Genomic DNA, 23,030 nt, shown 5'->3' with positions numbered 1-23,030 from the left:
AGAATTTTACAAGCAAAAATCATTCCTTATTGAAAAATTCTTGCATATATTTTCGCATAATTTCTGCATCATTAATGCGATTAACACAATCTCTAAAATTTGAAGCATCTTCATAGCCTTTAGAATATTCATGTAAGTGCTTTCTAAATATGCTTATACCTTGTTCTTTATAATGTTTTAGCATTTCTTCAAAATGCGTAAAGATGATTTTGTTTTTTAAAGTTTTATCGATTTTTTTACCAGTTTTTACCTCGTGAAATATCCAAGGTTTTCCTATGCTTGCACGCCCTATCATCAATGCATCACAATTTGTTATTTTAAAAACTTCTTTAGCATTTTCTGTGCTAATATCGCCATTTGCAACTAAAGGAATTTTGATATTTTCTTTAGCTAAAGCTATAGCTTCATAATCAGAATTTCCGCTATACATTTGTTTTCTAGTGCGACCATGCATACTGATAAAATCTACCCCAGCATTTTCACATGCTTTAGCAATGATAATAGGATCTTTTTTTTCAAACCCTAATCTTACTTTGACACTAGTTAGCTTTTTATTGCTTGTTTTTTTGATAAGTTCTAAAATTCTTTGCAATTTATCAAGATCTTGCAAAAGAGCACTACCTGCACATTGTTTTATAACTTTACTTACAGGACAGCCGCAATTAAAATCAATCCCATCTATAAAATCAAAACGATTTAATATTTCTACCGCCCTTTGAATCACACTTTCATCCGAGCCTGCAATTTGAACTATATAAGGATTCTCAAGTTCAGCTTTTTCCAACATTTTAAGAGTTTTTGAGCTTTCATACACTAAAGCATTAGAACTTATCATCTCACTAATTGTTACATCAGCCCCAAATTGTTTAACTAAATTTCTCAAAGGCAAGTCTGAAAAACCTGCCATAGGAGCTAAAAACAAAGGTTTTTTACTAAAATCTATCATTGTATAAATTTTTCAAGTTCTATTTTTTTATTATGTTCTCTTAAAAAGAGTAAGAGTCTAAAATCCTTATGTTCGTTTTGATCATTTCCTAATTCATTAAGCAATTCATCATACATACCAAATTCTGCTAAAGTATAAAGATAAGCTCTTAAAGCTTGAGAATGGCTATCTTTTAACTTTTTAAATAAAGCAATTAATATTTGAGGCTCTATTTTTTTACAAAGTATTTTTGTGCATTGTAAATATGACTTATCATCTAAGGTATTCATGCTAAGCAAAACTTCGATTTCAGCATGATTTAATTCCAAATTTTCTTTTTCAAATCTATCCAAAAGTAATAAAATATCATCTTGATTTTTTTGTATTTTTAGTGTTTTAATTTGGCTATAAGGTGCATTATCTAATACCATTTTATAAGCAAAATTTTCTAATTCATTTGTCAGAGTTTCTTTATTTTTAATAAAAGAAAAAGCATAGTCGCTATCTTTTTGGAAATGATTTTTTTCATTTAAAATGAAAATTTCATTATGTGGATCGAGTTTGTATTTTTTTAATTCCACAAATTCCTTTTTGTCTAACTGCTCTAAAATATTTATAATATCATCTATTTTTGTATTTTGATTTTTTTCTTTAAAATAAAGAGCTTGAGTGTTTTTGGCTATATCTTGAAATTCTTGAGTTTTAAATTTAATTTTGCTTATTTTTTTCAAAAATACATCAATTAAAAAATTTTCATAATTTTTGCTGTCTTTAATAAGATTTTTGTATTGTAAATGTTTTAAAAAGCCATAAAAACTCATATGCAATAAAGCTAAAACCATCAAAATAAATGCAGGTAAAATTACCCATAAGCTGATAGGTAAATTTAGCTCAAAAGTAGAAATTGTGAAAGTGTAATTTCCCAAATTTAGATTATAAACTAAGACTGCTACGATTAAAAGATAAACTAAACTTGCAAAGAAAAATAATTTTACTTTCATAATTCTTTCCTTTTTTCTAAGTTTTCACGACAATTTATACAATATTTTGCGTGAGGTTTTACTTTGAGTCTTTCAGGATGTATATCTTCATCACAATACTCACAAATTCCATAAGTATTGTTATCTATTTTGCTTAATGAATGTTTAATTTCTTCTAATTCTGTTTTTAAATTTTCGTTGATTTTTAAGTCAATATGTGAGCTGTTGTCAATTTGTTGTAAATCAACTTCATCTCTTGGTTCACTATCTTGCAGATCATGGATATTGTCTATATTACCTTGAAGTTCTTGTAAAATTTCTTTTTGTCTTTGAAGTAATATATTTTTAAATTCCTCAAGATTTAACTCTTGCATAAATGCTCCTATTTGTGGTATGGATGATTTGTATTAATGCAAAATGCACGATAAATTTGTTCTAAAAGCATAGTTTTAGCAAATTTATGCACTAAAGTCATTTTGCTAAGAGCTATGCTTGTATGCATTTGTGCGATGAATTCTTTTTCAAGGCCATAAGCACCGCCTATAAAAAAAGAAATTTCATTTTTATCTTGTAATAATTTAGCAAATTCTATACTTGTAAGCTCTTTACCCTTTTCATCTAAAGCTATGCAAAAACCTTTTTTATAAGGATTTAGCGCGTTTGTATAAGATTTTTTTGCTTCTATGGTATTGGTATTTTGTGCTAAATTAATTTTATTGTTAAAAATACAAATATCATTAAAATTGCAAAATTTTTTGATGAGCTTGGTGTAGTGCTCATCTATTTTACTAAATTCATTATTATTGTTTTTTTGAATGCTTAAAAGATTAATATGCATTTTTAATTTTTAGAAAAAAATCTTAAAAAATCTGCTATAAATTTTTTATGTTCATTTCTTTCTACAATTGCATCAATTAATCCATGTTCAAGTAAAAATTCGGCCTTTTGAAAGCCTTCTGGTAAATCAGCACCTATAGTTTGTTTGATAACTCTAGCTCCTGCAAAGCCTACTAGGGCACCAGGTTCAGCCATAATGATATCTCCAAGCCAAGCAAACGATGCGCTCACTCCACCCATAGTTGGATCAGTTAAGACAGAAATATAGGGAAGCTTTTCTTCTGCTAATAGCTTTAATGCTGCACTTGTTTTGCTCATTTGCATTAAAGAATAAGTGCTTTCTTGCATTCTAGCTCCACCGCTTGCGCTCACTATAACAACAGGAGTTTTTCTCTCAATTGCTCTTTCAATAGCTCTAAGAATTTTTTCACCTTCTACTGAGCCCAAACTTCCACCCATGAAAGAAAAATCAAAAACAACTAATTGAGTTTTAATGCCATCTATATTGCACTCGCCGCTTATTATAGCGCTTTTTCTCCCTGTTTTTTCTTCATTTTCTGCTAATCTTTTTTTATATGATTTACTATCAACAAATTTAAGCGGATCAATCGCATGTAAATCTTTATCCATTTCTACAAAAGTATCTTCATCACTAAGTAGCTCGATGCGTTTTAAAGGATTTAATCTCATATGAAAATTACATTTAGGACAAACATTATAACAAGTTTCTATTTCTTTATAATACATTAACGCATGACAAGAATTACATTTTACCCAGTGATTTGGAGCTTCGCTTGGAGCGGCTTGTTTGCGTCTTATACTAGAAAAAATATCTAAAAAATTCATTATCTCTACCTAAAATAAAATTTCAAAATTATAGCAAGATTTTAGTATTTTTAAAATCTTGCACCCAACATAAACTCGAATTTGCTTAAGTCGTCTTTTGAATTAGTGTTAAATGGTTTAGCAAAAACTAAATTTAAAGCACCTAGTGGGGTTAGCCACTCAAAGCCAATACCTGTGCTCCATCTTTGAATTTGACTTAAAGAACTTTCTCCTATGGCACCATAGTCAAAAAATACACTTCCTCTTAGTTTGATTCTATCAAAGATTGGAAAGCTAAGCTCTACAGAATTTGCAAAAGCCACTGTACCACCTGTTTCATCACCCCATTCGTTTTTAGGACTCACGCTTCTTCTATCAAAACCTCTAATAGTTCCTATGCCTCCAAGGTATAATTTTTCATTGATAGGTAAATAACCTTGATCCCATACCTTATAAAAACTTGCTTTATAGCGATAAATCAAATCCCAACCTATAAATTCTTCTAAGCCTTGATAATAATTAAATTTAGTAGTAGAGCTTATAAATTCTTGATCTCCACCTAAGCCTGCATATTCAAGTGAGGTTGAAGCGATAAAACCTGATCTTGGTAGATAATAATCATCTGTATTGTTAAATACTATTGAAGGAGTGATAGAGCTTTTGTAAGTTTTACCAAGTTTATATCCTTGAGCGATTAAGCGATCACTCAAATGATAAATATCACTTTGCTCAAGATTGTAAGTTAAATCTATGCTTGTATATCTTCCCAAAGTTTTACCAACACTTATATCAAAACCATAGTTTCTCTCATCATAACTATCCCATTCTAAACGATCTGAATATAATGATCCTCCAAGAGAATAATCACTATCATTTACTCTAGGATTTCTTAAAGATATTCTACCTGAAAGTGTATCATCGCCTTTGTCTATACTTACACTTCCTTTCATGCCAGAGCCTAAGATATTTGCATCAGATAATGAAGCACTAAGTAAAATTCCATCACTAGTTCCATAACCAATACCACCTGAAATAGCTCCAGTTGAAGCTTCTTTGACTTCTACTATCAAATCAATATGTGTATCATCTACTCTTTGTTCTTTAATATCTACATTTTCAAAATATGCAGTTCTTCTTAGAGCATTTCTTGAGTCTATTAAATCAGTTCTATTGTAAAGATTGCCTTCGGTTAGATAAAGCTCTCTACGAATAACCCTATCAACTGTTTTAGTATTACCTGAAATTTCAACATTTCTAACATATACTTTTTCATTAGGTATGACTTTAAAAATAATCATAGCTTCATGGTTTTCTTTATCTTTTTGTATATCAGGTATAACCTGTACAAAAGCATAACCCAAATCAGCTGTCTTTGTTTCTATAGTTTTTATATCTTCTCTTAGTTTTTCTATATTAACTATTTTCCCAACACTTAATTTTAAATCATTTACTAAAGCTTCATTTTCTTCATCACTAAAAATAGGATTAAAAATTTTAATCCCTTTAACTTTATAAACCTCACCCTCGTTGATAAAATAAGTTAAATCAGCTTGATAAGTATCTGTATAAGTATTTAAAAAAGCAGGAGATACGCTCACATCAAGATAACCTTCTTTTAAATATACATCTGAAATTCTTGAGCTATCATTTGCAAGATCAAAGATTTTAAGCTTACCATCGTTAAAGCCCCACATCCAACCTAGAGCTTCTCTTTGTTTATTTGCTACCGCAGGTTCAATATCTGAATAACTTAAATTTTTTGCACCACTTAAATGAACTTTTTCTATGATGATATTTTCCCCACGATTTACAACAAAAGTAAGTTTTAATGAGCTTGAATTACTTAATTTTTCATCTTTGATTTCTACAACAGTATCATAAAAACCTTTGGCTTGATAAAAAAGTTTGATTTTTTCAGCTGCGTCTTTAGCTGAATTTTCATCATATAAAATTCCAGGTTTTAAACCAACAAGACTTTCTATTTGTTTTCTATCATTACTTGCTATACCTTGAATGTCTATTTTTCCAATGGAAGGTTTTTCTATTACTTTAAAAATTAGCACCCCATTTTTTTCTTCTACTACTATATCTTTGAAATAATTTCTATCAAAAAGATTTTTAATCGCTATGTCTATACTAGCAGGATCGATTTTTTGTCCTATTTTTAATTTAGAAATCGCAATAGCACTTTCTTTAGAAAGTTGCGATAAGCCTTCAAATTTTATATCTTTAATCGTAGCTGCACATAAAGAACTTGAGAGTGCAAAGAAAACAAACCATTTTTTCATCATTTTACCTAAATTTTTATATACAAAATCGTTATAATACCAAAATATTTTTAACTAATGCTTTTTAAGGAAAATTTATGAAAGTAGGTATAATCGGACTTGGCTTAATAGGTGGATCTTTGGGCCTTAGCTTAAGAGAGAATAAATTAATAGATTTAGTTTGCGGATATGATATAAACAAAGAATTTGAACAAATCGCGCTAGAGCGAAAATTAATAGATAAAATTGTTTCGTTTGAAGAGTTAAAAAAATGTGATGTGATTTTTTTAGCTATCCCTGTAAGAGCTATTGTAAAAATTTTAAAAGAATTTCAAGATATTTCTAAAGATTGCACTATCATTGAGCTTGGAAGTACAAAAGAAGAAATTATTAAAAATTTACCATCTGATTTACAAAGTCAATTTATCGCGGCTCATCCTATGGCAGGAACTGAAAATAGTGGTCCAAATGCAGCTATAAAAGACTTGTATAAAAATGCAGTTTGTGTTTTGTGCGATGTGCAAAATGCTGATCATATCCATCAAAAAAGGGCTATAGAAATTTTTTCAGATTTAGGAATGAAGCTTGTATTTATGGATAGTATTTCACATGATCATCATGCTTCTATCATTTCACACTTACCGCATGTGATTAGTTTTTCTTTGGCAAATTTTGTGATGAAAGAAGAAAATAAAAAAAATATAGCCCATCTAGGAGGTCCTTCTTTTAAAGATATGTGTAGAATTGCAAAATCAAACCCTCAAATGTGGAGTGGTATTTTTGAACAAAACAAACAAAATTTATTAAATTCTATTGATTTATTTCAAAAAGAATTACAAGAGTGTAAAAAAATGATAGAAAAATGTGATATAAATGAACTTGAAGCTTGGATTAAAAGTGCAAATAAGTTAAGAGAAATTTTGTAAAATTTTTTATAATTTACTCTTAATTTGCTAAAGCATAATATATTTTTACAAAAATTATACAATGAAAGTGGAGAATATGGTTTTTACGCGTAAAAGATCAAATAAAAAATGGGTTTTTCTAGTTTTTTTAATACTTTTAGCCTTTGGGGTTTTTGTGTTAAATACAAAGCTGTTTGAAAAAAATCCTCCATTAATCCAAACAAAATCAGATATTATTTATAGCAATTTAACAGATCCTATATCTATAGAAATAAGCGATGAAAGCGTTTTAAAAGATGTTAAAGTCACACTATTTAAAGCAAATGAATTAAATGGTGAAATGCTTGTTAATGAACATGTTAAAGGTAATAAAAAAAGTGTCCATTTTGATTTAAAACTACCAAAACCAGCTTATAAAGAAAATGTTGATTCTTATAAGCTTGTAATAGAAGCAAGTGATAGTAGTTTTTGGAATTTCTTTTTAGGAAATCAAGCGCTTAAAGAAGTGAAAGTTATCATTGATACCAAAAAACCATTTGTAGAAATTTTAGACAATTCTTATCAAATCGAACAAGGTGGAGTAGGTAGTGTGGTATTTAAAGCAAGTGATGAGAATTTACAAGAAGTTTATATCACAACTGATAAAGATAAAATTTTTAAAGCAACTCCTTATGTGAAAGAAGGATATTATGCTGCTTTGATTCCTTGGGAGGCAACTGATGAGCATTTTAGAGCTTATGTGGTGGCAGTGGATAAAGCAGGTAATGTAAACAAGCAAAGAATTAGATATTATTTTACCAATAAAAAATACCGTGTATCAAATATAAAAGTAAGTGATAGATTTTTAGATGGAAAGATTGAATTTTTAGCACAAAAATATGCTCCAAAAGATAGAGAGTTAAGCAGGCTTGAAAAATTTAAATTTGTTAATGAGGACTTAAGAGCTTCTAATGAAGTTATCATTCATGATATTACGAGTAAAGTTCCTGATACTATGATTAATAATTTTAAAGTCAATCTTTTCAAGCCTTTAAAAAATGGCCAAAAAGTAGCTGATTATGCTGACCATAGATTTTATTCTTATAATAATCAAGCATTTAGTAGTTCTTATCATATGGGACTTGATTTAGCAAGCGTAAAAGAAGCGCCTATCATTAGCAATAACGATGGTGAAGTGGTATTTGTACAAGAAAATGGAATTTATGGACTAAATATTATTATTTATCATGGTTTTGGGATTTATACTCTTTATGGACATTGCACTAATGTGGATGTAAATGTGGGTGATAGAGTTAGAGCAGGTGATGTTATAGGAACTACAGGCACTACAGGCTTAGCGCTTGGAGATCATGTGCATTTTGGTGTTTTGGTGCAAGGTGTTGAAGTGCGTCCTGAGCAATGGCAAGATGCAAAATGGATAAAAGAAAATATCTATAATGTATTAGAATCAAGCAAAAAAAGAATTTTGAGTGAATAAAAATGAATCAAACAACAATAGCAAAAGAAGTTAAAGGTGTTGGCATAGGTTTGCACAAGGGTGAGCCTATTAGTATAAAATTAGAGCCATTAGAAGCTGGTAGTGGTATAGTGTTTTATAGAAGTGATTTGGGAATTTCTTATGAAGCAAAGCCTGAAAATGTCATCGATACACAAATGGCTACTGTAATAGGCGATCATAGGGGTTATGTTTCTACTATAGAACATTTAATGAGTGCGATTAATGCTTATGGTATTGATAATGTGTGTATAGTTTTAGACGCAAACGAAGCTCCTGTAATGGATGGTAGCAGTATAGGTTTTTGTATGATGCTTGAAGAAGCAGGTATAAAAGAGCTTGATGCGGCAAAAAAAATTTTAGTGATTAAAAAAAGTGTAGAAGTAAAAGAAGGCAATAAATTTGTGCGTTTAAGTCCTACGGATATGCCTATTATAAACTATACAATCGAATTTGATAATCCTATTATAGGCAAACAAAATTATTGTTTTGAATTTAGCAAACAAAACTACATAGAGCAAATAGCAAGAGCAAGAACTTTTGGATTTTTAAAAGATGTTCAAGCTTTAAGAGCTATGAATTTAGGTCTTGGTGGAAGCCTAGAAAATGCTGTTGTGATTGATGATAATCGTATTTTAAACCCTGAAGGTTTGCGCTTTAAGGATGAATTTGTGCGTCATAAAATTTTAGACGCTATTGGGGATTTAACCTTGCTTGGATGTAGAGTTTTTGGAGATTATACTTCTTATGCAGGTTCACACAAGCTTAATCATCTTTTAACTAAAGAACTTTTAAAAGATCCTAGTACATATGAGGTAGTAAGCTTAGAAAAAAGCACACATAAGGTTTATGAAAAGGTTTTTGCATAAAAAAGGTTACTTTGCTTTTAAATGCCATAGCAAAACCTTTAATGCTTGGTATTTATGAAAATGATTTATTGTTAAATACCATTGAAAGTGATTTAAAAGTTAGCGAGGTTTTACCAAAAATATTGCAAGAATTACTTTCACAATATGAGTTTGAAAAGCTTATTTATGTACATGGGCCAGGTTCTTACATGGGTATAAAAATTTCTTATGTTTCTTTTGAGACATTAGCCATAGTCAAAAACATTCCTTTAAAAGCAATCAGTGCTTTTGAGTTAAATAACAACACTCCTATATCTGCAAACAAACATTTATGTTTTGTAAAAAAAGACAATGGCGAAATTATTTTAGAGAAGACACAAGCAGGAAGTTTTTTTATGCCTCAAAGTTTAAAAGGTTTAAATTTAAGCAAAGAAAATACACCTTTTTATGTTTTAGATGCAATTAATTAAGGTAAAAAATGAAAATTTTAGTTCCTGCGACAAGTGCAAATTTAGGTCCTGGTTTTGATTGTTTGGGCTTGAGTTTGAAACATTTTAATCAAACTATAGTTGAAAAATCTAAATTTTTTAGTATTAACATACATGGAGAAGGTGAAAATAATATCTATCTTAAAAAAAATAATACTTTTGTTAATATTTTTTATGAAATTTATCAAAGACTTAGTGGTAAAAAAGATAATTTTCGTTTTGTTTTTCAAAATAATATCCCTTTAGCAAGAGGTATGGGAAGTTCCTCTGCTGTAATAATTGGAGCTATTGCTTGTGCTTATGAATTAAGCGGATTTAAAGCAGATAAAAATATCATTTTAAATGAAGCTTTAAAATATGAAAATCATCCAGATAACATAGCTCCAGCAGCTCTTGGAGGTTTTGTGTGTGCATTAAATCACAATCAAAAAGTCTTAGCTATAAAAAAAGAAGTAGATAAAGACTTACAAGCTGTTATAACTATACCAAATGTAGCGATGAATACTCAAAAATCAAGAACAGTTTTAGCTAAAAAAATTAATCTAGAAGATGCTGTTTTTAATCTTTGTCATGCTTCATTTTTAACTGCTTGCTTTTTAGAGAAAAAATATGATTTATTAAAATATGCAAGTTTAGATAAACTTCATCAAAATCAAAGAATGAAACTTTTACCTGAGCTTTTTGAAGTACAAAAATTAGCTTTAGATAATAATGCTCTCATGAGCACGCTTTCAGGCTCAGGTTCGAGTTTTTTCACTCTAGCTTATAAAGATGATGCTAAACAAATCAAAGAAAAAATCAAAAATAAATTTGCTAAATTTAGAGTTGAGCTTTTAGAATTTGACGATGAGGGCTTTAAAATTTGCTAAAAATTCCAAAAAAAAGATATAATTTTGAAAAACCATATACCCATTAGAATGTGCATTGTTTGCAAAGGTCGTTATGAAAAGCAAAGTTTGCATCAATTTCAAATAAAAAATTCTCAAATTATCACTAAAGTGGAATTTGGTAGGAGTTTATATATTTGTAATCCATGTTTTGAAAAAGATGAAAAAACATTGCAAAAGGCTTTTATGAGAGCTTGCAAAGGCAATTTTTATGGCAGTATAAATCAGCAGGATTTAAAGGAGATATTTTTTAATGACAGATGTAAAGATTAGCGAAATCGCTCAAGAGTTAGGATATACTAGTAAAGAAATTATAGAAAAAGCCAATGAAATAGGCTTAGAGGATATAAAATCCCCTAACAAAAAAGTATCTTCTGAAATCGCAGAAGCGATTTATCAATATGTACAATCAGGTGAAATACTAGATGTGGTAAAAAAAGTGGCAAAGCCTAAAAAAGAAAGTGCGACTAAAAAAACTACTACTAAAAAAGAAGAAAGCAAAAAAGAAGAGAAAAAAACTACTAAAAAAGAAACAAAAACTCCTGTTAAAACAACAAATGAAAAGAAAGAAGAAAGTAAAAAAGAAGAAAAGCAACCTGAAAATCCTATTAAAAATGAAGCATTAGAAGAAAAAAAAGAAGAAATTAAATTCGATGAAAAACTAGGCTCTAATTTAAATTTAGCTAAAAGAAGAGGTTTAGTTATCGTTAAAAAGAAAAAAGAAGAAAGCAAAGAAAACCAAATAAACAATGAAGAAAAATCTAATATGCAAAATACTCAAGGCTTGAGCCTTAGTATGATTTTTTCAAATTCAGATGAGAATTTAAAAAGAAAGAAAAAAGAAAAGAAAAATCATCCTGTAGCAAGTAAAAAAGAAAGCACTACTAAAATGGATCTTTTAGGAGATAAAGACTTTGCTGATATTTCTTTAGAAGATGATGATATGGTAGTTTTACCTGATTTTAGTGTAAAAGAAAACAAACCAGCACAACCAGCAAACAAAAAACAACCAAATATCTTAAAGCAATCTTTAAATAATTCTATCAATCCATTTGGCGAGGGTGGTATACAAAGAAGAAGTCGTAAAAAACCACCTAAAAAAGTAGAGAAAAAAGAAAGCGAAGTGATCACAAGTGTAAGTATACCTAAAGAAATTCGTGTGTATGAATTTGCTGAAAAACTTGGTAAAAACACCGGAGAAGTTATCTCTAAACTTTTCATGCTTGGTATGATGACGACTAAAAATGACTTTTTAGATGAGGATGCTATAGAAATTCTTGCAGCTGAATTTGGTGTGGAGATTAATATCATTGATGAGGCTGATGAGTTTGATTATGTAAAAGATTATGATGAAAACCAAACAGAAGAAAATTTAAGCCAAAGAGCTCCGGTTATCACTATCATGGGGCATGTGGATCATGGTAAGACTTCTTTGCTTGATTATATAAGAAAATCACGCATTGCAAGTGGCGAAGCAGGTGGGATCACTCAGCATGTTGGCGCTTATATGGTGGAAAAAAATGGTAGAAAAATCACTTTTATCGATACTCCAGGCCATGAGGCATTTACTGCTATGCGTGCAAGGGGAGCTAGTATAACTGATATTGTTATTATCGTAGTAGCTGCAGATGATGGGGTAAAACCACAAACTAAAGAGGCGATCAATCATGCAAAAGCAGCCAATGTACCTATTATCATTGCTATTAATAAAATGGATAAAGAAAACGCAAATCCTGACATGGTAAAAACCCAACTAGCAGAAATGGACATCATGCCAGTAGAATGGGGCGGAAGCCATGAATTTGTGCCAGTTTCAGCTAAAAAAGGTGATGGTGTAGAGGATTTACTTGAAATTGTATTATTACAAGCTGATATTTTAGAGCTTAAAGCAAATCCAAAAGCCCATGCTAAAGCAAGTATTATAGAATCTTCAGTGCAAAAAGGTAGAGGTCCTGTGGCTACTATCATCGTGCAAAATGGTACTTTAAGAGTAGGAAATACAGTCGTAGCAGGGGAAGCTTATGGTAAAGTGCGTGCTATGAGTGATGATCAAGGCAAAGCTTTAAAAGAAATAGGTCCAGGTGAGTGCGGGGTGATCATAGGTCTTAGTGAAGTAGCCGATGCAGGAGAAACTCTAATAGCTGTAGATAGTGATAAGCAAGCAAGAGAATATGCTAATAAACGCCATGAATACAACCGCCAAAAAGAACTAAGCAAATCCACTAAAGTAAGCATAGATGAGCTTGGTGCAAAAATCAAAGAAGGCAATTTAAAAGCCCTTCCTGTGATCTTAAAAGCAGATGTGCAAGGTTCACTTGAAGCGATTAAGGCTAGTTTAGAAAAACTTAAAAACGATGAGATCAAGGTTAATATTATCCATAGTGGGGTAGGTGGGATTACTCAAAGCGATATAGAGCTTGCAAGTGCGAGTGAAAACTCTATCGTTTTAGGCTTTAATATACGCCCAACTGGTGAGATCAAAGAGCGTGCCAAAGATAAAGGCGTAGAGATAAAAACTTATAATGTTATTTATAACTTGCTTGATGATGTAAAAGCCTTACTAGGTGGTATGATGAGTCCTATCATCTCTGAAGAACAACTTGGTCAAGCTGAAATTCGCCAAGTGATCAGTGTGCCAAAACTAGGACAAATCGCAGGTTGTATGGTGACAGAAGGCACGATCAATCGTGGTGCGAAAATCAGGCTTATTAGAGATGGGGTTGTGGTATTTGAAGGTAATGTAAGCTCGCTTAAACGCTTTAAAGATGATGTAAGAGAAGTTGCAAAAGGCTATGAATGCGGTGTAGGCATAGAAGGTTGTAATGATATGAGAGTGGGGGATTATATAGAAAGTTATAAAGAAGTTGAGGAACAAGTAAGCCTATGAACCCAGCCGAAATCAAAAAGCTACGCACAGAAAGCATTTTAAAAGAACTTATACCAGAAGCTTTAGCAAATTTAGACAACGAAGCTTTAAAAAATTTGTGCGTAGTGGATGTAGAGTGTAAAAAAGGCAGATACGATGCTTTTGTGTATTTAGATAAAATGTTTTTTAATACCCAAGAGCAAGAAATCATACTCAATCAACTCAAAAAAGCCGCCCGTGCTTTGCAAAATTATTGCATGAGTGAGCAAGGGTGGTATAGATGTCCGAATTTTCACTTTAAATTTGATGATAGATTAGAGTATCAAAATCATATGGATGCTTTATTTGAAAAAATCAAAAAGGAACAAAATGAATCTTGAAGCACTTTGTAAAGAAGCAGGGCTTAGCTTTTATGATGATGAGCTAGTAAGTGAAAATGGTAGAAAGATTTATAGAATTTATGTGCAAAAAGAAGGCGGGGTAAATCTTGATGATTGTGCTAAGCTTAGTGAGATTTTATCGCCTATTTTTGATGTAGAGCCACCTGTGGGCGGGGAGTATTTTTTAGAAGTATCAAGCTGTGGGCTTGAGAGAAAACTTAGCAAAATTGAGCATTTTGCAAAAAGCATTAACGAACTTGTAAAAATCACAACTAGTGAAAAAGAAAAAATCGAAGCAAAAATTATCGCCGTAGATGATGAAAATATCACTTTAGAAAATTTAGAAACTCAAGAAAAAACTACTTTAAATTTTAGCGACATAAGAAAAGCTAAAACTTTCATACAATGGTAAAAATTTAGAAATCTAAATTTTTACTCATCTTTTGTATAATTAAATTTAAATACATTATTTTGTAATTTATTATAAAATAAAATAGGATTTAGATATGAATATTATTTTAGATGAAAAACAAAAAGAAAGTAATAAATTTTTAGAATTTCAAAAAATTTGGACTTTAGAAAAAGTTAAAAGTATGAGTCTTGAAGAATATACAAATCTTAAACATGAAAACCCAAATTATTATTGTTATTGGTTAGATGTTTTATTAAAAGAATATGCAGGATTTGGAGGAAATGATGCTGGAAAATTTGGAATTTATCGTTATAAAAAACCACCTAAAAAAGATGATTATTTATATGATAATAGATATGCTTGGAGAAAAAATCTTGGAAATACTAAAGATGAAGTTTTTGAAAAAGTAAAAAAAGAAATAGTTAAAGTTATAGAATATTCGCAAAATAATAATTTAAAATGTATTGATAAAGAAGTTTTAAATGAAATTTTACCTTTTGGTTTAAAATGGAAGATAGCGTTTCATTATCAAAATCCAAATGATATTAAAATTGTTAATATATTTAAAAAAGATATATTAGAGGCAATATGTAAAAATGAATTTAAAAGCAATTTAGAAATTTATGAATTACATAAAAAGTTGTTAAAAGATAAAATTTATACACTCGATAGTATGAGAAATGAAGTTTCGGTTCCATTATGGGAGTGTTATTCAAATTCGAGTAATAATACAATCGAACAAAATAAAATTAATTTTTCTATATACTTAAATAAAGTTACTAAAAAAGATGGTAGCAAACTAAGCGAAGGAACTAAAGAAAATTATATAAAAGATATTTCTCGAATTTCTGCCAAATATTTGAATATAAATCTATATAAATGTGATATAAAACAATTTAATCTTAAATGTAAAGAATTAGAAAATAATAAAAAATATTTAGATCAGAATTCTACAAATAAAAATAGATATTCAAGTGCTATAAAATATTATAGAGATTTTCTGATTAATTCTTCCGATGAAGAGTTTTATAATAACAAAGAAACAAATAAAGGATCGAATGTAGAAAATCCACCTTTAAATCAAATTCTTTATGGACCTCCAGGGACAGGAAAAACTTATCATACTATAGATAAAGCTTTGGAGATATTGGGTGAAAATTTAGCAAATAAAGATAGAGATGAGAAAAAAGCAAAATTTGATGAATATGTAAAAAATAGGCAAATAGTTTTTACTACTTTTCATCAAAGCTATGGATATGAAGAATTTGTAGAAGGTATAAAGCCTCGTATAGATAGCAAAGAAAATTCTAAGGAAGTAGAATACGAAATAAAAGACGGAATTTTTAAAGAACTTTGTAAAAAAGCTTTGGATAATTATGAGAATAGTATCTTAAATATAGATGAGTTAAATAAAAAAATAGAATTAAAGGAAAAAGTTGAAAATTTTTTAAATTGGCTTTTGGAAACAAATGAGCCTATTGGTAAAACAAAGGGTGGAAATTTCTTTGTTGTTGATATCAATGATAAAACGGTTATGATTTATAGTGAAGGAGTAGAGAGATTTGATGGAAATTTTAATTTAAGTATATCTATATTTATGGAATTATTAAAACACAAAGATGAATTTAATAATGCCGCTGAAATGTTTAAAAAAGTATTTGATAGAGATTATGCCGATAGAACTCATACTTATTATTTTAATTTAGTGAAAAAATTTAAAGCATATGAAAAACAATCAACTGCAAAGAATGAAAATAAGAAAAACAACGATAATTCTTTAAAACCTTATATAATAATTATAGATGAGATTAATCGTGGAAATGTAAGTAAGATTTTTGGTGAACTTATAACCTTGATTGAACCTAGCAAGAGAATAGGCGAAAGCGAGGGATTAAAAGTTACTTTGCCTTATAGCGGTGAAAAATTTGGAGTGCCTAAAAATGTTTATATCATCGGCACTATGAATACAGCCGATAGAAGCATTACTTCGCTTGATACAGCTTTGCGAAGACGCTTTGAATTTATCGAGATGATGCCTAAACCTAATGTTTTGTCTGATAATTGCAAAGGTGTAAATTTACAAAAATTACTAGAAGCTATCAATACGCGTATAGAATACTTGCTAGATAGAGAAAAGACTATAGGCCATGCATTTTTTATAGGCATTGATAGTTTAGAGAAATTAAAAAATGTTTTTCAAAATAAAATCATCCCACTATTGCAAGAGTATTTTTATAATGATTATGCTTTGATTGACGCAGTTTTAAATAAAAATGGTATGTTGGAAAATGTTATTGTTGAAAATAAAGATTATTTAAAAAATATGACAGAATTTATAGAAAGTGATAAGGTTATTTATAAGTTTAGTGATAGTCAAAAATGGGATGAAGCTACTTTTAAAAAAATATATGAATAATGAAAACAATTAACACTTTTTCTATCATCGAATATCAAGCTTTTTCTAAAGAAGATTTAAAAGAAATTTTCAAAGAAAAGACTGAAATATTTTATAAAGAGCTAGAAGACTTTGCAAAAAATAATGAAAGTCTTCTAGGCTTTAAAAATAAAAACACCTTAAAAGCTAAAAATTATGTCGGCATTATACAGACTAAAAGTGGTGTTTTAGAGATCTTGCCAAAATGCACAAATTTGGATAGCTATAAAAAAGAGGATAAAACCTCAAATTATGATAAAGAAAAATTAAAAAAATACTACGAATTAGAAAATATCTCTATAAATGATGATTTTTATAAAAAAGATTATGAAGTTAATCCTAGTATTCTTTTAATCAACATGTTAAAAACCTTAAAAAATTCTCCCTTTAAAAAGTCTCAAATTTCATCTTTACAAATTGCCAAAATGCCTTTGTTTGAAGTATTTATCACGATGTTTTTAGATGAATTTGATAGTGTGTATAAAAAAGGTTTGATGAGATCTTATGTAAGTAGTGAGGAAAATAGAACTTTTTTAAAAGGAAAGTTGCTGTTTAATGAGCATATAAAATCAAATTTAATACACAAAGAAAGATTTTTCACAAGTAGTGATGAATTTGTTTTAGACATAGCGCCAAATCGTTTGATAAAATCAACCCTAAATTTTTTAAAATCCAAAACAAGCTCGAATAAATTTAAAATCATCAAAGCTATGCAAATGCTTGATGAGGTAGAATTTTCTAAAAATTATGAAAAAGATTTTAGTTTTAAAATTTCAAGACATTTTGATTATTATGAAAATATACTTTCTTGGTGTAAGATATTTTTACAAAATCAAAGCTTTGCTCCATATAAAGGTAAAAACGAAGCCTTTGCTTTACTTTTTCCTATGGAAAAACTTTTTGAAAACTATGTGGCTTATATGTTTAAACTTGCTAATCCTAGCAAAAATATAAAAACCAAAAGTAGTGGAAAGTATTTAATCTCAAAAAATGATGAAAAATGTTTTATGTTAAAGCCTGATTTATATATAGAAAATAAAATGATATTAGATACCAAATGGAAAATTCCAGATGATAACGAAGATGAGAAAAAACATGGTATATCGCAAAGTGATTTATATCAAATGTTTGCTTATGTAAATAAATACGAGATAAAGGAAATTTATCTCATTTATCCTCTATGTGAGAGAACTTTTGATTTAAGAGAGAAATTAAAAACTAAAGATATTAAGTTTTTAGCGCAAGGTTTTTTAAAAGCTTGCGATGAGCATGTAAAGCTTAAGGTATTTTTTGCACCTTTACCTTTTTAGGAAGTAATATGAATCACGAATTTTATATGAATTTAGCTATAGATGAAGCTTGGAAATATCAGCTTTTAACCTACCCTAATCCAGCCGTAGGTTGTGTGATCTTAGACAAAAATGGCAAAATCTTAAGCATAGAAGCACACAAAGAAGCAGGCAAGGCTCATGCAGAACTTGAAGCAGTGAGTAAAGCCTTAAAAGCACTTAATCCAAATTTAGATTTACCACAAAATGCAAATGATTTGCATGAGTTTATTTGCAAAAATCATCAGGGGTTATTAAAAGGCGCTAGTGCTTATGTGAGTTTAGAACCTTGTAATCATCAGGGTAAAACCCCACCTTGTGCAAAGCTTTTTAGTACACTTGGTTTTAGTGAAGTTTTTATCGCTACTAAAGATGAGCATAAGCTCGCAAGCGGTGGGGCAGAGTTTTTAAAAGATCAAGGCATAAAAGTTCACATGGGAATTTGCGAGCAAAGAGCCAAAGAGCTTTTAAAGCCTTTTTTAAAATGGCAAAAATCAAGTTTTAAATTTTTTAAACTAGCCCTTTCTTTAAATGGCTCTGCTTATGGTAAAATCGTAAGTTCTAAAGCAAGTAGAACCTATGCCCATGCATTACGCTCAAAGCTTGATTTGCTTGTAGTGGGCGGAGAAACTATAAGACATGATAGGCCTATTTTAGATGCAAGGTTAGTTCAAGCTAAAGCACCAAATTTATGCATACTAAGCCATCAAAATTTAGAAAGTTTTGATCCAAACATTCCTTTATTTAGCGTACCTAAAAGAGAAATTTTTACAAGTATTCCTAGTGAAGCAAAGCTCATCATGTATGAGGGTGGGGAGAATTTTTTAAAAGCCTTTAAAGATGAGCTAGACATGCTTTTGATTTTTTCAAACTCGAATTTAAATACCTTTGAAAATGTTAAGTTAGATTTAAAGCTAAAGCCTTTATACAAAGGCTTTTTAGAAAATGATACTTATGGGTTTTATGAGATTATTAAATCTTAATAAATTTTTTGTGAGCTTACTTGTGTGAAAAATTGCGCTAAAGTGTTAGCAAAAAAGCTAGCACTTTGCTCTTCTAATCGTTTTAAAAACTTATCTATAGCATCTTCTTTTTGCCAGATAGGGTTTTGCACTTTGGCTAGTTTTTCTAACTCTTTTTTGGCTTGCTCGTAATTGCCTATTTTATCAATGAGTTTTAATTTTAAAGCCTCATTTGCTAAAAACACTTTCGCATCAGCCCATGAGCTTGTTTGGTTTAAGTCTAGCTTGCGATTTTTAGCGACAAATTGCGTGAAAAGTTCATAGCTTTGATTGGCTAAATTTTGCAAAAAGTTTTTTTCATCTTCACTCCATTTACGCATGAAAGTTCCTGCTTCTTTATAGCTTCCTGCTTTGATGGTTTGCTCATTTATACCAAGTTTTTGTGCAAGCTCACTTACTTCAAAACCTTGCATAATTACCCCAATAGATCCTACAAAGCTAGCAGGATTAGCGATGATCATATCAGCTCCCACCGCGCTTAGGTAGCTTCCGCTTGCTATAGTTCCACCTGCATAGACTACCACAGGTTTTTTAGCTTTAAGATCTTGTATAGCTAAAGCTATTTCCATGCTTGGTGCAAAAGCTCCACCAGGGCTATCTATAAAAAGCAAAACCCCTTTTATAGCTTTATCATCTTTGACTTTGTAAATTTGTTCTAAAAGATTGCTTGCATCGCTAATTTCACCTTTAAGATTAATTTGAGCTAGGTTTGCATTAGAAAGTTTGGCATTATCCCCGCTTGGAGTAAGGATTAAAAACACGATAAACAAAAACACAAAGGTTTTAAAATAAGTGTTGATATAAGAAATGGTTTTTCCAATTCCTTTAAAAAATGATTTTATAATTTGCATTCTTTTCCTTCTATAAAAAGTTTTAACACTTCTTTGCTTTGTAAGATAAATTGCAAAGGAAGTTGTTTTAAATTTGCACTATTTGGTAAAGCAAAAAGACTAAAATCAGCTATTTTGCCTTTTTGAATTTGACCTAGGTTTAAATTTAAGGCTTTTGCGGCTTTATTTGTTGCCATTAAAAGTAACATTTTAGCAAAATTTTCTAACTCTAAATCATCATGCATAAGTAAATTTACTCTCATTTCATCAAGCATGCTTAAAGAAGTATTTGAACTTAAGCCATCGGTTCCTAGATGGATATTAATACCATTTTTTAAAGCAGATTTTAATTTAAAAGTATTTTTACTCAAAAGCCTATTTGAAAAAGCACAATGCGTGATTGAGTGCAGATTTTTATCTAGCAAATTCCATTCTTTAAAATACACACAATGTGTAAATAAAGTCCTTTGATCTTTAAAAAGTTCTAAAAAGCTTTGCGGAGTGTAAAATGGCATAGGATTTTTGCTAAATTTAGCCAAGCTCTTTTTAAAACCACCTTTTTTAAACCTTAGCCAGTTGTTTTCATGATTGCTTTCAAGAAAATGTGTGCTTAGCAAATGATCGTTTTCTCTAGCAAGTTTTATAGCAAATTTAGCAAGCTCTGGGTGGGTTGAGTAGGGTGCATGCACTGAAATAGCAGGGATAAATTTAGAAGTTTTAAAGCTCATGCTTTTTTCATAACGAGTTAAAAATTCCTCTTTTTTTGCTTGGATAAAATTTTCACTTGAACCTAAAATTTCATTGAAAAATATCACTCTAGCTTGTGAATTTACACAAGGGTTTAAATCGCCCCCAAAGCTTGAAATTTCTCCTATAGTAGCAGTGCCACTTTTTAGCATTTTATGAATATTTTGTGAGATTAATTTTTCTTTGGCTTTTTCGTTTAATTGCTCGCGGTTATTAAAAACGCTATCAAGCCATTTTAAAAAGTCTCCAAAGACTAAATTTCCATTATTTGCACTAAATTCTAAATGTGTGTGCGGGTTGATAAAGGCGGGTAAAAGTAAGGTATTTTTTGGAGTTGGTATAAGCTTGGCTTTTGGATAGGATTTTTGTAAATTTTCTAAAGTATCAATTTCTAAAATATTATCATCAAAAAGAATAGCTTTTTTTTCTAAAATACTAAATTTATCATCACAGGTTAGGATGATTTTGGGTGCTATTATAAACATTTTCCATCCTTTAAAAAGGTAAATTGTAGCTAAAATTTAGCTTTAAAGTGTTATAATATAGTAAATTTTACTAAATAAAGGTTAGATTATGAAAGTTATGGTGATACAAGGACCAAACATTAATATGCTTGGTGTAAGAGAAACTCACATTTATGGTAATATGAAAATGGAAGATATCCACGAGCAAATGAAACAAGCCGCAAAACAAGCTAATGTGGAGATTGAGTTTTTTCAAAGTAATTTTGAAGGTGAGTTAGTTGATAAAATTCAAGAATGCTTAGGCAGTGTAGATGGAGTGATTATTAATCCAGCTGCTTATGCACACACTTCTATAGCAATCCGCGATGCAATTGCAGCGATTAATATGCCTGTGATTGAAGTGCATATTAGCAATACTTACAGAAGAGAAGAATTCAGACAAAAAAGCATGATAGCGCCAGTTTGTGCAGGTAGCGTGGTAGGTTTTGGTCCTTTTGGTTATCATATGGCTCTAATGGGACTTTTCCAAATTTTTGATCAAATCAATGCATATAAAGCAGCTCAAGCAAAAGCACAACAAGCAAATCAATGAATTTTATCTTAAAAAACGAAAATGCACTTTTTTATGAGTGCGGCTATTCTTGCGATAATGCTTTATTTTTAAAACTTGAAGATAAAGCTTTTTTCATTACTGATGCAAGATATAGCTTTGAAGCTAGCGAAATGATAAAAAATGCTAAGGTAGTTTTAGCACAAGATCTTTTTGCTAGTGCTAGAGAGCTTTTAGAAGAAGCAGGAATTGATAGGGTGTGTTTTGACCCAAAAGACTTTAGCTATTTTGAATTTAAAGAACTTAGTAAAAGTGTTAATATCGTTTTTGAAGAAAAATTAGACTTAAGTAAAAATAAACGCATTATAAAAAATGCCAAGGAATTACAACTTTTGCAAAAGGCTGTAAATTTTGGTAAAGAATGCTTTGAAGAATTTGCTAAATTTATCAGCCAAGAAGGCCATGGAAAAAGCGAAAAAGAATTACATTTTAAAGCATGTGAAATTTTTCAAAAAAAAGGTGCTTTAGGACTTTCTTTTTCACCTATTGTAGCTATTAATGAAAACGCAGCTAAAGCACATGCTTTACCTAGTGATAAATGTTTAGAATATGGAGATTTGTTATTAGTTGATGCGGGTGTGGTTTATCAAAGGTATTGTTCTGATCGTACAAGAACGGCTTGTTTTGATGAGAATGGTATAGTTTTTGATAAAAATAAGCCAAATTTTAAAGATAAAGAAATTATGCAAATTTATGAAGTGGTTAAGCAAGCTCAGCTTCAAGCTATAGAAAAAGCACGCGTTGGTATGATGGCAAGTGAGCTTGATTTTATCGCAAGAGAAGTGATTAAAAACGCAGGTTTTGAAAAAGAATTTATTCATAGCTTAGGGCATGGAGTGGGACTTGATATACATGAGTTGCCAAATATTAGTCCAAGAAGTGATTATGAGCTAAAAGAAGGTATGGTATTTACCATTGAACCTGGAATTTATATCAAAGATAAACTTGGCATTAGGATAGAAGATATGGTCTATCTTGATAAAGAAAAGGCAGTGGTGTTATAACTTGCTGATTAAAGGGGCTAGAAGGTTAGAAAAAATTCGTTTTTTTCCTTTTTATTCAAAGACTGATAAAAAAGGAAAATACATAGCCATTATAGGACTTGGAAGCAATATAGAAGATGAAAAAAAACGCTTTCGGAGTTTATTTAGGCTTTTAATGCAAGATAAACGCTTGCAAGTATTGCAAACATCGCCATTTTTGATTAATAAAGCTTTTGGCTTTGAAGAGCAAAAAGACTTTACTAATGCAGTGATGGTTGTAAGCACAAGTTTGCATGCAAGAGCACTTTTAAAAGTTTTGTTTTTTTATGAGTTTAAATTCAAAAGAAAAAGAACTTTTAAAAATGCTCCTAGAACGCTTGATTTAGATTTGTTGTATTTTTCAAAAAAAGCGCGTAAAGATGAGTATTGCATAGTGCCTCATGTGGGGGTAAATGATAGAATTAGCGTAACTTTGCCTTTGGGCTTGTTAAGATAAG

Annotated in this window: 23 protein-coding genes; 15 read left to right on the top strand and 8 right to left on the bottom strand. The window is 30.0% G+C overall.

Annotation, left to right across the window (positions count from 1 at the left end; genetic code table 11):
- Nucleotides 1-19 precede the first annotated feature (19 nt).
- The 6 genes from E2O22_RS05830 to bamA are packed head-to-tail and all read right to left on the bottom strand — an operon-like array spanning nucleotide 20 to nucleotide 5,855.
- Nucleotides 20-946: a tRNA dihydrouridine synthase gene (locus tag E2O22_RS05830; protein WP_133319651.1), complete on the bottom strand. Its 927-nt coding sequence runs from the start codon at nucleotides 944-946 to the stop codon at nucleotides 20-22.
- The gene (locus tag E2O22_RS05825) at nucleotides 943-1,926 is read right to left on the bottom strand and encodes a hypothetical protein (protein ID WP_133319650.1); all 984 of its coding nucleotides are present in this window, start codon (nucleotides 1,924-1,926) and stop codon (nucleotides 943-945) included. Before E2O22_RS05825 ends, E2O22_RS05830 begins: the two co-directional genes overlap by 4 nt.
- Nucleotides 1,923-2,279 (bottom strand): RNA polymerase-binding protein DksA, encoded by a 357-nt coding sequence (gene dksA / locus E2O22_RS05820; RefSeq protein ID WP_133319649.1) that lies wholly within the window; start codon nucleotides 2,277-2,279, stop codon nucleotides 1,923-1,925. Before dksA ends, E2O22_RS05825 begins: the two co-directional genes overlap by 4 nt.
- Before the next feature lie 8 nt (nucleotides 2,280-2,287).
- A complete protein-coding gene (locus E2O22_RS05815) occupies nucleotides 2,288-2,743 on the bottom strand; it encodes a 23S rRNA (pseudouridine(1915)-N(3))-methyltransferase RlmH (protein WP_133319648.1) in 456 nt (151 codons plus the stop codon).
- A gap of 2 nt (nucleotides 2,744-2,745) precedes the next feature.
- The gene (gene accD / locus E2O22_RS05810; RefSeq protein ID WP_133319647.1) at nucleotides 2,746-3,588 is read right to left on the bottom strand and encodes an acetyl-CoA carboxylase, carboxyltransferase subunit beta; all 843 of its coding nucleotides are present in this window, start codon (nucleotides 3,586-3,588) and stop codon (nucleotides 2,746-2,748) included.
- A 50-nt stretch (nucleotides 3,589-3,638) separates the two neighbouring features.
- Nucleotides 3,639-5,855 (bottom strand): outer membrane protein assembly factor BamA, encoded by a 2,217-nt coding sequence (bamA, locus tag E2O22_RS05805; RefSeq protein ID WP_133319646.1) that lies wholly within the window; start codon nucleotides 5,853-5,855, stop codon nucleotides 3,639-3,641.
- 77 nt (nucleotides 5,856-5,932) lie between these two features.
- On the opposite strand from bamA, the gene E2O22_RS05800 reads away from it, so the two are divergent.
- From E2O22_RS05800 to ribD, 12 genes are all read left to right on the top strand, one after another.
- Complete coding sequence (locus tag E2O22_RS05800) at nucleotides 5,933-6,760, top strand: prephenate dehydrogenase (RefSeq protein WP_133319645.1); 828 nt, start codon at nucleotides 5,933-5,935, stop codon at nucleotides 6,758-6,760.
- 76 nt (nucleotides 6,761-6,836) lie between these two features.
- Nucleotides 6,837-8,216, top strand: coding sequence for a peptidoglycan metallopeptidase Pgp6 (pgp6, locus tag E2O22_RS05795; protein ID WP_133319644.1), 1,380 nt, complete (start codon nucleotides 6,837-6,839; stop codon nucleotides 8,214-8,216).
- A gap of 2 nt (nucleotides 8,217-8,218) precedes the next feature.
- A complete protein-coding gene (lpxC, locus tag E2O22_RS05790) occupies nucleotides 8,219-9,103 on the top strand; it encodes a UDP-3-O-acyl-N-acetylglucosamine deacetylase (RefSeq protein WP_133319643.1) in 885 nt (294 codons plus the stop codon).
- 41 nt (nucleotides 9,104-9,144) lie between these two features.
- The gene (locus tag E2O22_RS05785; RefSeq protein WP_165955275.1) at nucleotides 9,145-9,552 is read left to right on the top strand and encodes a tRNA threonylcarbamoyladenosine biosynthesis protein TsaB; all 408 of its coding nucleotides are present in this window, start codon (nucleotides 9,145-9,147) and stop codon (nucleotides 9,550-9,552) included.
- 8 nt (nucleotides 9,553-9,560) lie between these two features.
- Nucleotides 9,561-10,439 (top strand): homoserine kinase, encoded by an 879-nt coding sequence (gene thrB / locus E2O22_RS05780; protein ID WP_133319641.1) that lies wholly within the window; start codon nucleotides 9,561-9,563, stop codon nucleotides 10,437-10,439.
- A gap of 24 nt (nucleotides 10,440-10,463) precedes the next feature.
- Nucleotides 10,464-10,730, top strand: coding sequence for a DUF448 domain-containing protein (locus E2O22_RS05775; protein ID WP_133319640.1), 267 nt, complete (start codon nucleotides 10,464-10,466; stop codon nucleotides 10,728-10,730).
- Nucleotides 10,711-13,344 (top strand): translation initiation factor IF-2, encoded by a 2,634-nt coding sequence (gene infB / locus E2O22_RS05770; RefSeq protein WP_133319639.1) that lies wholly within the window; start codon nucleotides 10,711-10,713, stop codon nucleotides 13,342-13,344. Before E2O22_RS05775 ends, infB begins: the two co-directional genes overlap by 20 nt.
- Nucleotides 13,341-13,703, top strand: a complete 363-nt coding sequence (rbfA, locus tag E2O22_RS05765) for a 30S ribosome-binding factor RbfA (protein ID WP_039617407.1) — start codon at nucleotides 13,341-13,343, stop codon at nucleotides 13,701-13,703. Before infB ends, rbfA begins: the two co-directional genes overlap by 4 nt.
- The gene (gene rimP / locus E2O22_RS05760; protein ID WP_133319638.1) at nucleotides 13,693-14,115 is read left to right on the top strand and encodes a ribosome maturation factor RimP; all 423 of its coding nucleotides are present in this window, start codon (nucleotides 13,693-13,695) and stop codon (nucleotides 14,113-14,115) included. Before rbfA ends, rimP begins: the two co-directional genes overlap by 11 nt.
- Before the next feature lie 94 nt (nucleotides 14,116-14,209).
- The gene (locus tag E2O22_RS05755) at nucleotides 14,210-16,531 is read left to right on the top strand and encodes an McrB family protein (RefSeq protein ID WP_133319637.1); all 2,322 of its coding nucleotides are present in this window, start codon (nucleotides 14,210-14,212) and stop codon (nucleotides 16,529-16,531) included.
- On the top strand, nucleotides 16,531-17,859 hold the full coding sequence (locus E2O22_RS05750; protein ID WP_133319636.1) for an McrC family protein: 1,329 nt from the start codon (nucleotides 16,531-16,533) through the stop codon (nucleotides 17,857-17,859). The genes E2O22_RS05755 and E2O22_RS05750 overlap by 1 nt, the downstream gene beginning before the upstream one ends.
- A gap of 8 nt (nucleotides 17,860-17,867) precedes the next feature.
- Nucleotides 17,868-18,860 carry a bifunctional diaminohydroxyphosphoribosylaminopyrimidine deaminase/5-amino-6-(5-phosphoribosylamino)uracil reductase RibD gene (gene ribD, locus E2O22_RS05745; RefSeq protein WP_133319635.1) on the top strand — a complete coding sequence of 331 codons (993 nt, stop codon included), beginning with the start codon at nucleotides 17,868-17,870 and terminating at the stop codon, nucleotides 18,858-18,860.
- On the opposite strand, the gene sppA is transcribed toward ribD, so the two are convergent.
- Nucleotides 18,857-19,750, bottom strand: coding sequence for a signal peptide peptidase SppA (gene sppA / locus E2O22_RS05740; RefSeq protein ID WP_133319634.1), 894 nt, complete (start codon nucleotides 19,748-19,750; stop codon nucleotides 18,857-18,859). The genes ribD and sppA overlap by 4 nt on opposite strands.
- Entirely contained in the window at nucleotides 19,738-20,961 is a 1,224-nt protein-coding gene (gene mqnF, locus E2O22_RS05735) for an aminofutalosine deaminase family hydrolase (protein WP_133319633.1), read from the bottom strand. Before mqnF ends, sppA begins: the two co-directional genes overlap by 13 nt.
- Nucleotides 20,962-21,049: 88 nt before the next feature.
- Between mqnF and aroQ the strand changes: the two genes are divergently transcribed.
- The 3 genes from aroQ to folK are packed head-to-tail and all read left to right on the top strand — an operon-like array spanning nucleotide 21,050 to nucleotide 23,029.
- On the top strand, nucleotides 21,050-21,532 hold the full coding sequence (gene aroQ / locus E2O22_RS05730) for a type II 3-dehydroquinate dehydratase (RefSeq protein ID WP_133319632.1): 483 nt from the start codon (nucleotides 21,050-21,052) through the stop codon (nucleotides 21,530-21,532).
- Nucleotides 21,529-22,554 carry a M24 family metallopeptidase gene (locus tag E2O22_RS05725; RefSeq protein ID WP_133319631.1) on the top strand — a complete coding sequence of 342 codons (1,026 nt, stop codon included), beginning with the start codon at nucleotides 21,529-21,531 and terminating at the stop codon, nucleotides 22,552-22,554. Before aroQ ends, E2O22_RS05725 begins: the two co-directional genes overlap by 4 nt.
- Nucleotide 22,555: 1 nt before the next feature.
- Nucleotides 22,556-23,029: a 2-amino-4-hydroxy-6-hydroxymethyldihydropteridine diphosphokinase gene (gene folK / locus E2O22_RS05720; RefSeq protein ID WP_133319630.1), complete on the top strand. Its 474-nt coding sequence runs from the start codon at nucleotides 22,556-22,558 to the stop codon at nucleotides 23,027-23,029.
- The last annotated feature ends 1 nt before the right edge of the window (nucleotide 23,030 follow it).

It is taken from the genome of Campylobacter lari (assembly GCF_004357905.1).
In the GTDB taxonomy this organism is placed as follows: Bacteria; Campylobacterota; Campylobacteria; order Campylobacterales; family Campylobacteraceae; genus Campylobacter_D; species Campylobacter_D lari_D.
This window is presented reverse-complemented; position numbering and strand designations above follow the sequence as displayed.

Bases quoted from the DNA above. Each gene is read 5' to 3' on its own strand.
- E2O22_RS05830 (WP_133319651.1), bottom strand. From the start codon at position 946: ATGATAGATTTTAGTAAAAAACCTTTGTTTTTAGCTCCTATGGCAGGT.
- E2O22_RS05825 (WP_133319650.1), bottom strand. From the start codon at position 1,926: ATGAAAGTAAAATTATTTTTCTTTGCAAGTTTAGTTTATCTTTTAATC.
- dksA (WP_133319649.1), bottom strand. From the start codon at position 2,279: ATGCAAGAGTTAAATCTTGAGGAATTTAAAAATATATTACTTCAAAGA.
- E2O22_RS05815 (WP_133319648.1), bottom strand. From the start codon at position 2,743: ATGCATATTAATCTTTTAAGCATTCAAAAAAACAATAATAATGAATTT.
- accD (WP_133319647.1), bottom strand. From the start codon at position 3,588: ATGAATTTTTTAGATATTTTTTCTAGTATAAGACGCAAACAAGCCGCT.
- bamA (WP_133319646.1), bottom strand. From the start codon at position 5,855: ATGAAAAAATGGTTTGTTTTCTTTGCACTCTCAAGTTCTTTATGTGCA.
- E2O22_RS05800 (WP_133319645.1), top strand. From the start codon at position 5,933: ATGAAAGTAGGTATAATCGGACTTGGCTTAATAGGTGGATCTTTGGGC.
- pgp6 (WP_133319644.1), top strand. From the start codon at position 6,837: ATGGTTTTTACGCGTAAAAGATCAAATAAAAAATGGGTTTTTCTAGTT.
- lpxC (WP_133319643.1), top strand. From the start codon at position 8,219: ATGAATCAAACAACAATAGCAAAAGAAGTTAAAGGTGTTGGCATAGGT.
- E2O22_RS05785 (WP_165955275.1), top strand. From the start codon at position 9,145: ATGCTTGGTATTTATGAAAATGATTTATTGTTAAATACCATTGAAAGT.
- thrB (WP_133319641.1), top strand. From the start codon at position 9,561: ATGAAAATTTTAGTTCCTGCGACAAGTGCAAATTTAGGTCCTGGTTTT.
- infB (WP_133319639.1), top strand. From the start codon at position 10,711: ATGACAGATGTAAAGATTAGCGAAATCGCTCAAGAGTTAGGATATACT.
- rbfA (WP_039617407.1), top strand. From the start codon at position 13,341: ATGAACCCAGCCGAAATCAAAAAGCTACGCACAGAAAGCATTTTAAAA.
- rimP (WP_133319638.1), top strand. From the start codon at position 13,693: ATGAATCTTGAAGCACTTTGTAAAGAAGCAGGGCTTAGCTTTTATGAT.
- E2O22_RS05755 (WP_133319637.1), top strand. From the start codon at position 14,210: ATGAATATTATTTTAGATGAAAAACAAAAAGAAAGTAATAAATTTTTA.
- E2O22_RS05750 (WP_133319636.1), top strand. From the start codon at position 16,531: ATGAAAACAATTAACACTTTTTCTATCATCGAATATCAAGCTTTTTCT.
- ribD (WP_133319635.1), top strand. From the start codon at position 17,868: ATGAATCACGAATTTTATATGAATTTAGCTATAGATGAAGCTTGGAAA.
- sppA (WP_133319634.1), bottom strand. From the start codon at position 19,750: ATGCAAATTATAAAATCATTTTTTAAAGGAATTGGAAAAACCATTTCT.
- mqnF (WP_133319633.1), bottom strand. From the start codon at position 20,961: ATGTTTATAATAGCACCCAAAATCATCCTAACCTGTGATGATAAATTT.
- aroQ (WP_133319632.1), top strand. From the start codon at position 21,050: ATGAAAGTTATGGTGATACAAGGACCAAACATTAATATGCTTGGTGTA.
- E2O22_RS05725 (WP_133319631.1), top strand. From the start codon at position 21,529: ATGAATTTTATCTTAAAAAACGAAAATGCACTTTTTTATGAGTGCGGC.